The 14,684-nt window shown below is 66.0% G+C and carries 16 protein-coding genes and 1 tRNA gene; 9 read left to right on the plus strand and 8 right to left on the minus strand.

Annotated features, from left to right (window positions below; translation table 11 throughout):
- Nucleotide 1: 1 nt before the first annotated feature.
- On the minus strand, nt 2-610 hold the full coding sequence (locus tag CH274_RS21960) for a TlpA family protein disulfide reductase (RefSeq protein ID WP_179275841.1): 609 nt from the start codon (nt 608-610) through the stop codon (nt 2-4).
- A 50-nt stretch (nt 611-660) separates the two neighbouring features.
- Nucleotides 661-1,428, minus strand: a complete 768-nt coding sequence (gene nth, locus CH274_RS21965) for an endonuclease III (RefSeq protein ID WP_032395257.1) — start codon at nt 1,426-1,428, stop codon at nt 661-663.
- Between the two features lie 92 nt (nt 1,429-1,520).
- Here nth and CH274_RS21970 point away from each other — a divergent pair, with 92 nt between their 5' ends.
- Together CH274_RS21970 and CH274_RS21975 are read left to right on the plus strand one after the other, a co-directional pair.
- On the plus strand, nt 1,521-1,790 hold the full coding sequence (locus CH274_RS21970) for a hypothetical protein (RefSeq protein ID WP_094658932.1): 270 nt from the start codon (nt 1,521-1,523) through the stop codon (nt 1,788-1,790).
- A gap of 267 nt (nt 1,791-2,057) precedes the next feature.
- Entirely contained in the window at nt 2,058-2,732 is a 675-nt protein-coding gene (locus tag CH274_RS21975; RefSeq protein ID WP_027494494.1) for a Crp/Fnr family transcriptional regulator, read from the plus strand.
- Here the strand turns inward: CH274_RS21975 and CH274_RS21980 are convergent.
- Complete coding sequence (locus CH274_RS21980; protein ID WP_032395259.1) at nt 2,729-3,520, minus strand: MBL fold metallo-hydrolase; 792 nt, start codon at nt 3,518-3,520, stop codon at nt 2,729-2,731. The two genes, CH274_RS21975 and CH274_RS21980, sit on opposite strands and share 4 nt — an antisense overlap.
- A 58-nt stretch (nt 3,521-3,578) precedes the next feature.
- Between CH274_RS21980 and CH274_RS21985 the strand changes: the two genes are divergently transcribed.
- On the plus strand, nt 3,579-4,433 hold the full coding sequence (locus CH274_RS21985; protein ID WP_094658933.1) for a Gfo/Idh/MocA family protein: 855 nt from the start codon (nt 3,579-3,581) through the stop codon (nt 4,431-4,433).
- A gap of 67 nt (nt 4,434-4,500) precedes the next feature.
- Here the strand turns inward: CH274_RS21985 and CH274_RS21990 are convergent, their stop codons facing one another.
- On the minus strand, nt 4,501-4,959 hold the full coding sequence (locus CH274_RS21990) for a RidA family protein (protein WP_032395261.1): 459 nt from the start codon (nt 4,957-4,959) through the stop codon (nt 4,501-4,503).
- 4 nt (nt 4,960-4,963) lie between these two features.
- On the minus strand, nt 4,964-5,131 hold the full coding sequence (locus CH274_RS21995) for a DUF4177 domain-containing protein (RefSeq protein ID WP_094609297.1): 168 nt from the start codon (nt 5,129-5,131) through the stop codon (nt 4,964-4,966).
- A 47-nt stretch (nt 5,132-5,178) separates the two neighbouring features.
- On the opposite strand from CH274_RS21995, the gene CH274_RS22000 reads away from it, so the two are divergent.
- From CH274_RS22000 to CH274_RS22010, 3 genes are read left to right on the plus strand one after another with little or no spacing between them, the layout of a single operon-like run.
- Entirely contained in the window at nt 5,179-6,534 is a 1,356-nt protein-coding gene (locus CH274_RS22000) for a wax ester/triacylglycerol synthase domain-containing protein (protein WP_094658934.1), read from the plus strand.
- 45 nt (nt 6,535-6,579) lie between these two features.
- Nucleotides 6,580-7,587 (plus strand): ArsA family ATPase, encoded by a 1,008-nt coding sequence (locus CH274_RS22005; protein ID WP_094658935.1) that lies wholly within the window; start codon nt 6,580-6,582, stop codon nt 7,585-7,587.
- Nucleotides 7,584-8,714 (plus strand): ArsA family ATPase, encoded by a 1,131-nt coding sequence (locus CH274_RS22010; RefSeq protein WP_032395265.1) that lies wholly within the window; start codon nt 7,584-7,586, stop codon nt 8,712-8,714. The genes CH274_RS22005 and CH274_RS22010 overlap by 4 nt, the downstream gene beginning before the upstream one ends.
- Nucleotides 8,715-8,758: 44 nt before the next feature.
- On the opposite strand, the gene CH274_RS22015 is transcribed toward CH274_RS22010, so the two are convergent.
- On the minus strand, nt 8,759-9,082 hold the full coding sequence (locus tag CH274_RS22015) for a WhiB family transcriptional regulator (protein WP_008712729.1): 324 nt from the start codon (nt 9,080-9,082) through the stop codon (nt 8,759-8,761).
- A gap of 294 nt (nt 9,083-9,376) precedes the next feature.
- On the opposite strand from CH274_RS22015, the gene CH274_RS22020 reads away from it, so the two are divergent.
- Complete coding sequence (locus CH274_RS22020; RefSeq protein WP_032395266.1) at nt 9,377-11,725, plus strand: penicillin-binding protein; 2,349 nt, start codon at nt 9,377-9,379, stop codon at nt 11,723-11,725.
- Nucleotides 11,726-11,791: 66 nt separating this feature from the next.
- On the opposite strand, the gene CH274_RS22025 is transcribed toward CH274_RS22020, so the two are convergent.
- Nucleotides 11,792-12,256: a GatB/YqeY domain-containing protein gene (locus CH274_RS22025; RefSeq protein WP_032395267.1), complete on the minus strand. Its 465-nt coding sequence runs from the start codon at nt 12,254-12,256 to the stop codon at nt 11,792-11,794.
- Between the two features lie 176 nt (nt 12,257-12,432).
- On the opposite strand from CH274_RS22025, the gene CH274_RS22030 reads away from it, so the two are divergent.
- Both CH274_RS22030 and CH274_RS22035 read left to right on the plus strand, forming a co-directional pair.
- Nucleotides 12,433-13,401, plus strand: a complete 969-nt coding sequence (locus CH274_RS22030; protein WP_032395561.1) for a metallophosphoesterase — start codon at nt 12,433-12,435, stop codon at nt 13,399-13,401.
- Nucleotides 13,402-13,418: 17 nt separating this feature from the next.
- Nucleotides 13,419-13,492: transfer RNA gene (locus tag CH274_RS22035), tRNA-Pro, on the plus strand.
- A gap of 169 nt (nt 13,493-13,661) precedes the next feature.
- Here the strand turns inward: CH274_RS22035 and CH274_RS22040 are convergent.
- Nucleotides 13,662-14,648 (minus strand): 4,5-dihydroxyphthalate decarboxylase, encoded by a 987-nt coding sequence (locus tag CH274_RS22040; RefSeq protein ID WP_094659135.1) that lies wholly within the window; start codon nt 14,646-14,648, stop codon nt 13,662-13,664.
- Nucleotides 14,649-14,684 lie beyond the last annotated feature (36 nt).

Consider the following 14,684-nt stretch of genomic DNA (forward strand, 5'->3'; position numbering starts at 1 on the left):
GTCACGAGTCGACTCCGAGGTTCACGCGGACGGCGTCGGCGATGTCGTCGACGCTCCGGAAGGGTTGTGGCAGCACCTTGGCGACAGTGCCATCCGCAGATATCAAAACGGAAACGGGCAGCACGTTGGGCGCTCCGACGGCGGCGACGACTCTGCCCGCGCCGTCCTGAACGCCGGGCAGCGTGACGCCGTAGTCGGTGAGCCGAGTCAGGCCGTTGGCTTCGTTGGCGTCGTTGTGCACCGTCAGGACCTCGATCTTCTCGCCCGCCCGTTCGGCGTACTGCTGCAGGTAGGGCAGCTCTTCGGCGCAGGGCCCGCACCAGTACGCCCAGATGTTGAGCAGGGCCGGTCGGCCCGCGAGTACCTGGCCGAGGTCGACGGACGAGCCGTCGCCGATGCATTCGAGGGTGATGCCGGTCAGCGGACCGGATGCGGCACCCGACGACGTCGGACATGCGGCCAGCCCTGCGTCGCGCCGCAGCGGGGCGAGGGCCTCGGCGGTGTCGGCTGCGCGACGCTCGTCCGTGCCCGGTGCCCGCTGCCCGAGGCCGGGAGAGTCCGTGGGTTGGGCGGTCGGCGCGTCGCTTCGGGGCCACAGCGCGTAGACCATCCCGACCACCAGGATCAGAGCGACCAGTGACCACCGCAGGGCAGATCTGTTCACGGCACGATTCCGGCAAGGGCGAGGAGGTGGTCGGTTTCCGGGCCCTTCACCAACGCGGCCGCAGCGGCGGGGTCGGTCGGACCGGTGCCGAAGGACGGGCAGTCCTTGGCGAGGACGCACACCCCACATGCGGGTGTACGAGCGTGGCAGACGCGTCGACCGTGAAAGATGACTCGATGCGAGAGCAGCGTCCACTCCTTGCGTTCGATGAGTGCGCCGACGGCGTGCTCGACCTTGACCGGGTCCTCCTCCTCGGTCCACTGCCACCGCCGCACGAGCCGTCCGAAATGGGTGTCGACGGTGATTCCCGGAACATCGAAGGCATTGCCGAGCACGACGTTGGCCGTCTTGCGGCCGATCCCGGGAAGCGTGACGAGATCCTTCAACGTCGCGGGCACCTCGCCGTCGAAGTTCTCCAGCAACTTCTGTCCGAGTCCGATCAGTGAGTTCGCCTTGTTTCGGTAGAACCCGGTGGTGCGGATGTACTCCTCGAGCTCGGTGCGGTCCGCCTCGGCGTAGTCCCGTGCTGTGCGGTATTTCACGAACAGTGCCGGGGTGACCATGTTGACGCGCTTGTCGGTGCACTGCGCGGACAGGATGGTCGCGACGGCGAGTTCGAGGGGCGTGGTGAAGTCCAGTTCGCAGTACACGTGCGGGAAGGCAGTGTTCAACGTCCGGTTCATCCGCCGAGCTCGGCGCACGAGCCCGAGGTGCGTCTCTTCGCGTTTGCGCACGTCGGGGCGTTTCGGAGCTGTCGAATCCACTCCACAACTGTACGGACAAGAATGCGTAACGTTCCTCGCGGCAGCAGTGGGCTGTGTTTGTATCGAGACCTTTTCGGTGTTAACTGGCCGGTATGCAAGGACTCGCCGTGGTGCTCTTTCCGGTACTACTCATGCTCTTCGCACTCGCGATGGAACGCGTCGAGTTCCGGCTCAGCAAGCTCGGCGTCCGAGAGCAGGAAGTACAGGAGTTCCTCGATCAGGCGAGCACGTCCGAGGTCGCCACTCTGGCGAACGAGGGCTTCCCGCACGCACTGGCCCGATTCAACACCCGCAAACGCCGCCAAACCCCGCCGCGGACCATCGACACGCGCGACGGCATGGTCGACCAACGAGCCAGCTGAGCGCACGTTTCGTCCCATTGGTCGTAATTTCGATGAATTTGAGGTGAACGGGAACACACACCCGAGACCTCTGCCAACCTGTGGTGGCGTCGATCACTCGGTTTCCACCGACTCGAAGTAGACTCCCCTGAGGTAATTGTTGTGTTTGATCATCTGGTCGGCGTCGACGCCTGAACTGCACCGCAGTTCGGTGCATGGCACGAACTGTGTACAAACGCTTTCGATGGTGCGGGTTGCCGCGTCACCGACATCCCAAAAGGAGCGCAAGTGGACGACGTCCTGGCACGGGCCGGCATCTTCCAAGGAGTCGAACCCTCTGCGGTTGCGGCACTGACGAAGCAGCTGCAGCCTGTCGATTTCCCCCGCGGACACGTCGTGTTCAACGAGGGTGAGCCCGGAGACCGGCTCTACATCATCGTCTCCGGCAAGATCAAGCTCGGGCGACGCTCCCCCGACGGTCGCGAGAACCTGCTGACGATCATGGGACCGTCGGACATGTTCGGCGAGCTGTCGATCTTCGACCCCGGCCCCCGTACGTCCTCGGCCACCACGGTCACCGAGGTGCGCGCGGTCAGCATGGATCGAGCTGCGCTCAAGGACTGGATCGATCAGCGCCCCGAGATCGCCGAGCAGTTGCTGCGCGTGCTGGCCCGCCGGTTGCGGCGCACCAACAACAACCTGGCCGACCTCATCTTCACCGACGTTCCCGGACGCGTCGCGAAGGCGCTGCTGCAGCTGGCCCAGCGCTTCGGCACCCAGGAAGCGGGCTCGCTGCGCGTCACACACGACCTGACGCAGGAAGAGATCGCTCAGCTCGTCGGTGCCTCTCGCGAGACCGTCAACAAGGCACTGGCCGACTTCGCACACCGCGGATGGCTGCGCCTCGAAGGCAAGTCCGTGCTGATCTCGGACTCCGAGCGTCTGGCACGCCGAGCTCGCTAGCTCTCGCGGAGGTAGGCCAGCTGCGTCTTGACCGACATCCGCGCAGCAGGCCACAACTTCTTGTCCACGTCCGCATAGACGTGGCGTACCACCTGCATCGGTTTCGCGTTCTCGCCGAGTTCGGCGAGCGCCGAGCGAACCTGATCCAGCCGCTGCCGACGGTGAGCGCGATACGCCCGCGCCACCTCGGCGGTGTCCGGCAACTCCGGCCCGTGACCGGGAAGCACGGTCTTTCCCGCACCGGCCGCTTCGAGCCGGTCCAACGACTGCAGATAATCCGCGAGCGAGCCGTCCTTCGGGTCGAGCACCGTGGTGCCGCGGCCGAGGACGGTATCTCCCGTCAGGACCGCGTCGTCGAGCACGAAACTCACCGAATCCGCGGTGTGACCCGGCGTGTGCAGAACCTCGATCCGAAGACCCGCAGCCTCGATGACCTCGCCGTGGGCCAGAGCAGCGCCGTCCCCGTGCAGGAACTTCTCCCCGACCGCGCGCACCGGAGCCGCCGTCTTTCGGTGAAAACGCTTCAGCCCACCGGTGTGATCGGCGTGGCGATGGGTCACCAGGGTCAGCACCACCGTGCCCGATGCGGCGACGGCGTCGAGGTGGGCTCGGTCCTTCGGCCCCGGATCGACGACGATGCACTCCTCGGACCCCGGTGCCTGAAGAATCCAGGTGTTGGTTCCGTCGAGGGTCATCTTGCCCGGGTTGTCGGCGAGCAGAACCGACGCGGTCGGCGTCACCTGCCGGCGTAGTCCGTACGCGGGATGCTGGGGATTCGAAACGGCCATTGAAACACTGTAGGTCGCCGACCCCAGCTCGTGTCCATGCGGACTACCGTCGACACCTATGAAGATCGGACTCGTCGGAGCGGGCCCCTGGGCCCGCAAGACTCAAGCCCCCTCGTTGCTCGCTCATCCCGCCGTCGACTTCGCCGGAGTGTGGGCCCGACGGCCCGAGGCGGCGGCCGAGATGGGGGCACCGGTCTTCGAATCGTTCGAAGCCCTGCTGAGCGCGGTCGACGCGGTCGCCTTCGCGGTACCACCGGCCGTGCAAGCCGGGTACGCGCTCCGCGCGGTCCAGGCAGGCAAACATGTGTTGCTGGACAAGCCGATTGCCGCAACAGTGGCCGAGGCCGAGGAACTGGCAGCGGCGGTGACTGCAGCGGGCGTGCGCTCGATGGTGACGCTGACTCTCCGGTTCGCCCCGGAGACAAGGCGATTCCTCGACGCGGCCGCCGGTCGAGCGTGGGCCGCGGGCTCGGGAACCTGGTTTTCCGGTGCCGTCCTCGGCGGGGCGTATGCGAACTCCCAGTGGCGACACGACGACGGGGCAATCCTCGACATCGGACCACACGTGTTCGATCTGCTCGATGCAGCGCTGGGAACCATTGCGCGCGTTGCCTACTCGCACCGAGAGGTGGCGTCGGACAGTTGGACGGTGCTGCTCGAACACCAAGGCGGAGCCCGCAGCACGGTGCAGTTGTCCCTGCGGACGCCGATCATGCCGTCTCTGATGCGGATAGAACTCAGCGGCACCGACGGAGTCGAGACACTCACCGATAGATCGACCTCGTCGACCGACTGCTTCGCCGTCCTGCTGGACGAATTCCTCGAGTCGGTCGACAAGGGTGTCGATCACGAATGCTCGGTACACCGCGGCCTGCACCTACAGAAGGTGATCAGTGCGGCTACGCCCCAGTGACATGTGCGGCTACGCCGCAGTGGCGTGGTCGAGCGCCCCAGAGGGCACACAAACACACCACTGCGCGTCAGCGCAGTTCGACGATGAGCTCCACTTCCACCGAAGCACCGAGGGGCAGTTCGGCGACACCCACAGCCGAGCGCGCGTGCTTGCCCGCATCGCCGAAGATCTCACCGATGACGTTCGACGCCCCGTTGATCACCCCGGGCTGACCGGTGAATCCCGGCGCGGAGGCGACGAACCCGACCGCCTTGATCACCCGGGCCACCGAATCGATGCCAACGAGCGCGTGCACGGCGGCGAGCGCGTTCAGGGCACAGATGCGTGCCGCAGCGGTGGCGTCCTCAGCGGTGACGTCGGCACCGACCTTGCCCACGGACGTCAGGTTTCCGTCCACGATCGGCAACTGGCCGGAGGTGTGGACGAGCGAGCCCACCTGCACCGCCGGGACGTAGGCCGCCAGCGGCGGGACGACGTCGGGCAGCTCGATGCCCAGCTCGGACAGTCGTTCGCTCCAGTTCGCCACGCGCTCAGGCCTTCGGACGCTTGAAGTACGCGACCAACGTGTCGCCGCCGTTGGGTCCCGCCATGATCGTGACGAGCTCCCAGCCCTCGGAGCCGTAGTTGTCGAGAATCTGCTTGGTGGCATGAATCAGAACCGGTGCGGTGAAGTACTCCCAGATGATCTTTTCGCTCATGACTGTCGAGCCTATCGCCCACGCGGTGCCGGAACTACAGTCGTCGCATGGATCGGCTCGATATCAAGGACGCCATCTATCACTTCGCGCGCAACCTCGGTGATTCTCGAGACCAGTTCTCCCTGACGGTGTTCGACTCGGTCGATCGCGCCGCGCCCTCGTTCGAGGAGGTCGTCGCGCACATGGAGACCCGTGTGCCCCTCGTTCCCGGCCTGGGGCTACGGCTTCGGGAGGCGCCGCTGAACCTCGACTACCCGCGATGGGTACCCGACACGTCCCCGGTGTCCGAACGGATGTCCGACCACGATCTCGGCGGTGCTCCCTGGGCCGATTTCGAGGCCTTGATGGGCGACCTGCTCCGTACCCGTCTCGATCTGAGAGACCACTCCTGGCACGCGCACGTGGTGCGCGGAATCGGTTCTGCTCCGCTGGTGCAGGGAGCGGTCACGGTGGTGATACTGCAGGTCGGACACGCCCTGACCGATGGGCTCGGCGTATCGAGGATGGTTCGCGCACTGTTCGAGGCACAGTCCTCGGCGGGCGCGGCACCGTCTCCGCAGACCGAACCCGAGCGGGAGCACCCCGTTGCCGGCGTGTTGAGTGCGGTGGTCCGGGCACCGGTGGATCTCGTGCGATCGCGGTGGGAGGCCCGCCGCGCGATTCGCGCCTACCGAGGTACGACGCCCGGCCCGCCTGCGGTGCCCGCCACGTCGATCAACCGGGCCGTGGGGCCGTATCGAGTCGTCCGCATAGTGCCGATGCAGGCGACGGAGGTCCGCGTGGGTGCCGCGTCGTTGACGGTGTCCGCTCTCTGCGCCGTCGGCCCGTGCCTCGATCGGTATCTCGGTGACGGTCACGGGGCACTGTCCGAGACCGGAGGCATCGTGTCGGCGTTCGTCCCGATGGTCCTGCCTCGCGATACGGAGTGGCCTGCAGCGAATCGCGCGGTGGTCGGAACGGTCGATCTCCACGTCGGCGAACCCGATCTCGAGAAGCGTGCCGAGCTGATCACTCGGTCGCTCGCAGTCGAACGAGCCAGAGTGACGGCCGCGCCACTGCTTCGCATCGCGCGAGCGGACGAGCGGGTGCCCGCGCCGATCGTCCGATTCGTCCAGGGACGTCGATTCCGAAAACGCGACCGCTCTCCGGCGCGCGTCGGGGCTCAGACAACCGTGGTCAGTGTCGACCGTGGCCGCGCGGATCTCGAGCTGTGTGGTGCGGTCGCGCGTTTCTCGGCGGGTTTCGGGTTTCTCGAAGACGGCAGATGTCTCGCTCACGGCTTCTTCGGGTTCTCCGGCGTGGTCACGGTTGCCATGGTCGCCTGTCCCGACGCAGTTCCGGATCTCGACGGCTACACCCGGCAATTGGTCGACCGACTCCGCCGACACTCGGGGCAGAGTTAGAGACTTCGGTCGGACGCCCGGGGACGACCTCTATATGGTCGGGGTGTGGGTATAGCGAACGAAGAGGGATGGCCGGCGAAGGCAGATGCCGCGCGGCTGCATTTCGTGTCCGGTAAGGGTGGCACCGGCAAGACGACGGTCGCTGCCGCATTGGCGCTGGCGCTCGCGGCAGGCGGTCGACGGGTGTTGCTGGTCGAGGTCGAGGGCCGACAGGGCATCGCGCAGCTCTTCGACGTGCCGCAGCTCCCGCCGCAGGAGACGCGGGTCGCCTCGGCGGACGGCGGCGGTGAGGTCTACGCACTGGCGATTGACATCGAGACCGCGTTCCTCGAATACCTCGAGATGTTCTACAACCTCGGCTTCGCCGGCCGCGCGATGCGCAAGATCGGTGCCATCGAGTTCGCGACGACCATCGCACCCGGTCTGCGCGATGTACTGCTCACCGGCAAGGTCAAGGAATGTGTGGTGCGGACCGACAAGAAGGGCAACCGCATCTACGACGAGGTCGTCGTCGACTCGCCGCCGACCGGCCGCATCGGAAACTTTCTGGACGTCACCAAGGCCATGGCAGATCTCGCCAAGGGCGGTCCGGTTCGTTCACAGAGCGAGGGCGTGGTGCGGTTGCTGCACTCGGCCGACACCGTCGTGCACCTGGTGACGCTGCTCGAGGCGCTGCCGGTCCAGGAGACCGCCGACGCTGTGCGCGAGCTGGAGGCGGCCGATCTTCGGCTCGGCACGGTGATCGTCAATCGCACCGAACCGACGTACCTGCCTGCCGAGTCCCTCGACGCCATCGCCGGGGGCGAGATCGATGCCCTCGCCATTCAGGACGGTCTCGCCAAGACCGGAATCACGTTGTCCGAGGCGGACTTCGCGGGGCTGCTCACCGAATCGATCGAGCATGCGGCGACGCTCTCGGCTCAGGTGGAGAGCGCAACCACGCTCGACGAACTCGACGTCGCGCGGATGTCGCTGCCGATGTTGGCCGACGGTGTCGATCTCGGCGGCTTGTACGAGCTCGCCGCCAAGCTCGCAGAACAGGGTGTCCGATGACGCGACCAGTAGCAACCGAACTCGATGTCGACCGCATACTGACCGATCCCACGTCGCGAATCGTCGTCGTCTGTGGGGCGGGCGGTGTCGGCAAGACGACCACCGCGGCAGCGATGGCGCTGCGCGCCGCCGAGCAGGGCAGGCGCGTGGTGGTGCTGACGATCGATCCGGCCCGCCGCCTGGCTCAGGCACTCGGTCTCGGCGATCTCGACAACAGCCCGCAGCCGGTGAAGTTGGGTGCCGGTGCCAAGGGTGAGCTGCACGCGATGATGCTGAACATGCGACGCACGTTCGACGAGATGGTCATCGAGCACTCGACGCCGGAGAAGGCCGAGCAGGTGTTGGCCAATCCGTTCTATCAGACTGTGGCGTCGTCGTTTTCGGGCACGCAGGAGTACATGGCGATGGAGAAGTTGGGGCAGCTGTCCCTCGACTCGTCGTGGGATCTGATCGTGGTGGACACTCCGCCGTCGCGCAACGCACTGGACTTCCTCGATGCGCCGCAGAGACTCGGCTCGTTCCTCGACGGCCGTTTCATCCGACTGCTCACCGCTCCGGGTCGCGGCATCACCCGCGTGGTCACCAGCGCGATGAGCTTGGCCATGCGCGGCGTCTCCACCGTGATCGGTAGCCAAATGCTCTCCGACGCATCGGCTTTCGTTCAGTCGCTCGATTCGATGTTCGGTGGCTTCCGCGAGCGGGCGACGCGTACCTACCAGTTGCTACGCGAGGACGGCACCAGCTTCCTCGTCGTCGCTGCCGCAGAGCCGGACGCGCTTCGCGAGGCAGCGTTCTTCGTGGAGCGGTTGTCCGCGGAGAAGATGCCGCTGGCCGGCTTGGTGGTGAACCGGACGCACCCGACGTTGTCGACGGTGCAGGCCGATCACGCTGCGACGGCCGCAGATCTGCTCGATCGAATCGAGGACCCCGGCGCGGACCTGACCGCTGCAGTCCTTCGGATCCACGCCCAGCGCGCGGTCACGGCAGCGCGGGAGGTGCGGTTGCTTCGACGCTTCACCGGTGCGCACCCCCGGGTGCCCATCGTCGGTGTGCCGTCGCTGCCGTTCGAGGTCTCCGACCTCGCTGCGCTGCGCGCAGTGGCCGATCAGCTGACCCGCAAGGGCTAGATCGGCTGACCCGCACGGGCCGGGTCAGCCGTGCCCGGCATTGCCTAGATAGCTGCTTGCTGCTGACGCTGGGTCTCGAAGAACTCGGACCAGGAGTCGACCTCGGGGTGCTGCTTGAGCAGCGCCCGGCGTTGGCGTTCGGTCATGCCACCCCAGACACCGAACTCGACGCGATTGTCCAGTGCATCCGCTCCGCACTGCATCAGTACCGGGCAGTGCCGGCAGATGGTGGCGGCCTTGCGCTGCGCTGCACCCCGGACGAAGAGCTGGTCCGGGTCAGTGCCCTTGCAACGGGCGTGCGACACCCAGGCGATGCGTGCCTCTGCTTCTTCTACATCGAGTCGCGTCGGCGCTGTTGTCGTGTGCATGCGGATACCCCTTTGCGTTGCGGACGTCCTCACTGGACGTCCCGGAGGCTCGAAGCGGTTTGTACCTCGTCGGTCGAAGCACAAATTCTAGGAGCTGCCCCACATTCATTATCAAGTGTTATGCGAATCACACCGTGTTCATAATTTAGGTAACGCGAGCCCCGAATGCAAGACGGCGAGGTCACATTTCTGGTACGGCCGTCCCGAGCAGGGGCGCAGCACACAGCGCATGCAGGCCTCTGCCGGTCCGAGCGGTACCCACGTACGCTGTGCTCTGTGTCAGTTGGAAAAACCGTGGCGAAGCTCGCCGGATGTTCAGCGCTCGCCGGTGCATTGCTCGCCGGCGTGATGTTCCCCTTGGCCGGCGGGTTCGGGTACGCCTCCAACCGCGCCGCCGATACCGTCGACAACGTCTCGGCCGAGTTGGTGGAAGGCGCAGTGCCTGCCGTCTCGACGATGACGGACGTCAACGGCACGCCCATCGCCTGGCTGTACGAGCAGCGTCGATTCGAGGTGCCGAGCGACCAGATCTCCAACGAGATGAAGCTCGCCATCGTCTCGATCGAGGACCGCCGCTTCGCCGAGCACCAGGGTGTGGACTGGCAGGGCACGCTCCGAGCGTTCCTGACCAACACCACCAGTGGGCAGGTCGAGCAGGGCGCATCCACCATCGATCAGCAGTACGTGAAGAACTATCAGCTGCTCGTGGTGGCCAAGACCGACGCCGAGCGCCGCGCGGCCATCGAGACGACCCCCGCCCGCAAGATCCGCGAGATCCGCATGGCGTTGACGCTCGACAAGGAACTGACCAAGGACGAGATCCTCACCCGATACCTCAACCTGGTGCCGTTCGGCAACGCGTCCTTCGGCATCCAGGACGCGGCCCAGACCTACTTCGGCATCGACGCCAGCCAGCTCAGCGCCGTCCAGGCCGCGATGCTCGCGGGCATGGTGCAGTCCAGCTCGGCGCTCAACCCGTACACCAACGAGGAGGGCGTGATCGAGCGCCGGAACACCGTGCTCGACACGATGATCCAGAACCTCCCCGAACGCGCCGACGAGCTCGCCGCCCTCAAGTCCGAGCCGCTCGGTGTACTGCCGGTCCCCCAGACCCTGCCCCGCGGATGCATCGCAGCAGGTGACCGCGGATTCTTCTGCGACTACGCACTGCAGTACCTCGCCGACGCAGGCATCAGCCGGGAGCAGATCGACAAGGGCGGCTACCTCATCCGCACGACGCTCGACCCCTCGGTGCAGAACTCCACCAAGGCCGCCCTGGTCGGCAACACCAGCCCCTCGCTGGACGGTGTCGCCACGGTGATGAACGTCGTCGCACCGGGACAGGATCAACACCGCATCCTCGCGATGGGCAGCAGCCGCACCTACGGACTCGACGCCGATGCCGACGAAACCGTTCAGCCGCAGCCGTACTCGTTGATCGGCAACGGCGCGGGCTCGATCTTCAAGATCTTCACCACCGCCGCGGCGATGGAACGCGGACTCGGCACCAGCGCAACGCTGCAGGTTCCGCGTCGTGTCGAGGTCAAGGGCGTCGGCGACGGCGGAGCACGGAACTGCCCGGCAGCGACGTACTGCGTCGAGAACGCCGGCAACTACCCGCCCGCCCTCTCCATCACCGACGCCTTGGCCCAGTCCCCCAACACGGCGTTCGTCAAGCTGATCGAGTCGGTCGGGGTCACCCCGACGGTCGACATGGCCGTCCGCCTCGGCCTGCGCTCGTACACGAACCCCGGTTCCTCGGGAACCGACCAGTCCATGGCCGATTTCCAGAAGGACCAGAACCTCGGCTCGTTCACCCTCGGACCCACCTGGGTGAACCCCCTCGAGCTCTCCAACGTTGCGGCCACGCTGGCCTCCGGCGGCAAGTGGTGCCCGCCCACCCCGATCGACTCGGTCTTCGATCGCGAGGGCAAGCCCGTTCCCGTCACCCAGCAGGCCTGTGAGCAGGTCGTCGAGCCCGGACTGGCCAACACTCTCGCCAACGCGATGAGCAAGGACGACCAGGCAGGCGGCACGTCCGCATCCGCCGCAGGATCGGTCGGCTGGACGTTGCCGATGTCCGGCAAGACCGGCACCACCGAGTCGCACCGGTCGTCCGGCTTCCTCGGCTTCACCAACAACTACGCCGCGGCCGTCTACACCTACGGCGACTCTCCGACACCCAGCGAGATCTGCTCGTTCCCGCTGCGGCCCTGCGGGTCCGGAAACCTGTACGGCGGTAACGAACCGGCCAGGACATGGTTCGACGCGATGAGCCCGATCGCCAACAATTTCGGACCCGTCTCGTTGCCACCCGTCGACCAGAAATACGTCCGCGGCTCGGCCAACGGCCAGGTACCCGACGTCACCGGCCAGAGCCAGTCGTCGGCAACCGCGACCCTGCAGGGTGCGGGCTTCCAGGTGACGGTGGCCACCACGGCCGACCAGGCGGCCCGCGGCACCGTGGTGTCGACGTCGCCGTCGGGCTCGGCGGTCCCCGGGTCGAACATCACGATCTACGTCAGTGACGGTTCGGTTCGGCCTGCCCCGGCCCCGACGCCCTCGTTGCCGAACATTCAGATTCCGGATCTGCCGCCGGGAATCCAGATCCCGGCGATCCCCGGTATCACCGTTCCTCGGTAGTGCCTACGGCAGTGGTGCGGTTATGTGCCCCAGGGGGCACGCAACCGCACCACTGCGCGGAGCGCACTACAAGCGGTCTTTGACAGCCTTCGACAGGCGCGATCCGTCGGCCTTGCCCGCGGCGAGTCCCGACGCGATCTTCATGACCTGACCCATCTGCTTCATCGCCGGTCGCTCCCCGAGATCCTCGGCGACCTGCGCGATGGCGGTGTCGACGATGTTCGCCAGTTCCTCGTCGGTCAACGGAGTGGGCAGGTACTCGTCGATGATCTGCGCCTCGGCGCGCTCGTTGGCAGCGAGTTCGCCGCGGCCGTTCTGCGTGTAGATCTCGGCCGACTCGCCGCGCTTCTTCGCTTCCTTGGCAAGCACTTTGAGAACGTCGTCGTCGGTCAGGTCGTGGGCCTCCTTGCCGGAGACCTCCTCGGTCTGGATGGCGGCGAGAATCATGCGCAGCGTTGCCAGGCGGAGTTTGTCCTTCGCCTTCATCGCTGCGGTGAGGTCGGTACGGAGGCGGGCCTTGAGTTCGGACATGGCGGAAACGCTACGCGGCGCAGTCGTCGGCTCGCACGTCCATATCCGGTTGCTGCCGTATCGTGGATGAGGTGTCCGCACAATTCAGTCCCTCGTTTCTCCGCACCTCGACGCAACTGCGCAGTGCCTCCACGCAACTGCGCAGTGCCTCCACGCAACTGCGCTCTGCCGCAGAGCTGGCGCGAGATGCCGTCAGAGCGTCACCGCTGAAGAGTTCGGTGATCGGGACCGCAGGAGCCGCCGCGCTCGGCGTCGGATACGCCACACTCATCGAGCGCAATGCGTTCACGCTGCGCGAGACGTCCATGGCGGTGCTCGAGCCGGGTTCGGCGACGCTCCGCGTGCTGCACATCAGCGATCTGCACATGATGCCCGGCCAGCGGATGAAGCAGAACTGGCTGCGTGAGCTGGACCGCCTCGACCCCGATCTGGTCGTCAACACCGGAGACAACCTCTCGCACCAGCGCGCAGTGCCCAGCGTCGTACAGGCACTGGGGCCGCTGCTGGCCCGGCCGGGTCTGTTCGTGTTCGGCAGCAACGACTACTTCGCGCCCAAGCCGAAGAACCCGTTCAAGTACTTCGACAAGAATCACAAGCGCACCACCGGCGACTCGTTGCCCTGGCGCGATCTGCGCGCCGCGTTCTCCGAGCGGGGTTGGCTGGACGTGACGCACGTACGCCGCGAACTGGAGGTTGCCGGGGTGCGGATCGCGTCGGCGGGCGTCGACGATCCGCATCTGAAGCGCGACCGCTACGACACCATCGCCGGCCAGCCGAACCCGCTGGCAGACCTGCGCCTGGGCATCACCCATTCGCCGGAGCCACGCGTGCTGGACAAGTTCGCCCAGGATGGCTACGACCTCGTCCTCGCCGGTCACACCCACGGCGGCCAGCTGTGCCTGCCGTTCTACGGTGCCCTGGTGACCAACTGCGAGATCGACCGTTCGCGCGTCAAGGGGCCGTCCAAGTGGGGCGCACACACTCAGCTGCACGTCTCTGCGGGCATCGGAACCTCGCCCTACGCGCCCGCACGGTTCTGCTGCCGGCCCGAGGCAACCCTGATCACGCTGACTCCGGCCCCCAGAATGGGTCCGAAAAACGTCTCCGACGAGGGCGTTTCGCGTTCTGAGGCAGTCGTGAGTTAGACTTCTCCAGCGGTACACGGGGTGTGGCGCAGCTTGGTAGCGCGCTTCGTTCGGGACGAAGAGGTCGTGGGTTCGAATCCCGCCACCCCGACAGTTGGACCAACGAAAAGTAGCCCTCGCCGGAAGAATCCGGCCAGGGCTACTTTTTTCTGAGTCACCTGAGCGCGGGTGACCCAACATTCAGCTCGCGCTCCATTCGCGCCCGTATTCGCACTGTTCGATCGACGCCTGCAGCGACCGGCAAACGGTCCCACTTGCACTCACGTGTCCATCAGTTCGTCGAGGAAAAGCTCCTCGAGGTTCCAGCGGCGCGAAGTCAGACCTTGTTCGTAGTGGTACCGCAGATTGGTATCGAGTGCGTGACGGTTGGCGTCGATGCCGTACGGCCACCAATCATGACCGAGCAAATGCTGGTTTCGTTCGAATAGCGAGTTGGCCCACGGCAACATCGTGTGTACCTCGAAAAGTCGGTTGCGCTCTCGGTAGGCCTCTGCGGCCACGTACTTGGCCGAGAGGTAGGAGTTGTACACGCTGCGGGCCAGGCCTGGGTTCTCATCGAACAGCAGTCGGCGGCCGACGACCGCGTGCATGATCGGAAACAACCCGGTTCGCGCGAACCAGTCGCGCTCACGCTCTTCGTAGTCGGGGAAGAGGCGGACGATGTCTGGGGAGCCGTCGAGGAACGGTTGCGGAACATTGGCGGTGAAGAGGGCGTCGAGATCGCCCGTAACGAGCATGTCGCTCAGGCTGCGGCCTTCGGGCGCGGCGGAGAGGTCGAGGTCTGCTGGAATCGGGCGAGGAATGAAGTCGAAGGGCGGGGCCGAACGGTCGAGGCCACCGATGATCCAGCGATTGCGTTCGGGCAGGAATCCGTAGTCGTCCATGAGCATGCCCTTGGCCCAGACACCGGAATCCTGACCGTAGATCCCGAATTCGCCGATGGTGCGGTCCACGAGGTCGGAGGGCCCGATGACCCCACTGCCTCGGTGCACGAAGATGCATGAGTGTCGAAAGACCCGGTTCGGGAACACGGGCAGGGCCACGAGGTCGGAGCCTTGTTCCAGCACCCGAAGCAGAAAGGTCAGTCCGAACTCCCCGATATCCGCCTGACCGGTCAGGACATCGCGAAAGACCTCGGGCAACGTAGGCCTGGTCGACAAGGTCGTTCCGGTGGGCAGCGGCACGGTGCCGTCGAACAGCGCGCGGGTGGTGTCGTACTCGATTGTGGAAACCGACAAGCCGGTCATGGACCATTCCTCTCTTTTCGGTGCCGGGGCATCGCC

Origin of the sequence: Rhodococcus sp. 06-418-5 (assembly GCF_002258285.1) — a bacterium.
In the GTDB taxonomy this organism is placed as follows: Bacteria; Actinomycetota; Actinomycetes; order Mycobacteriales; family Mycobacteriaceae; genus Rhodococcoides.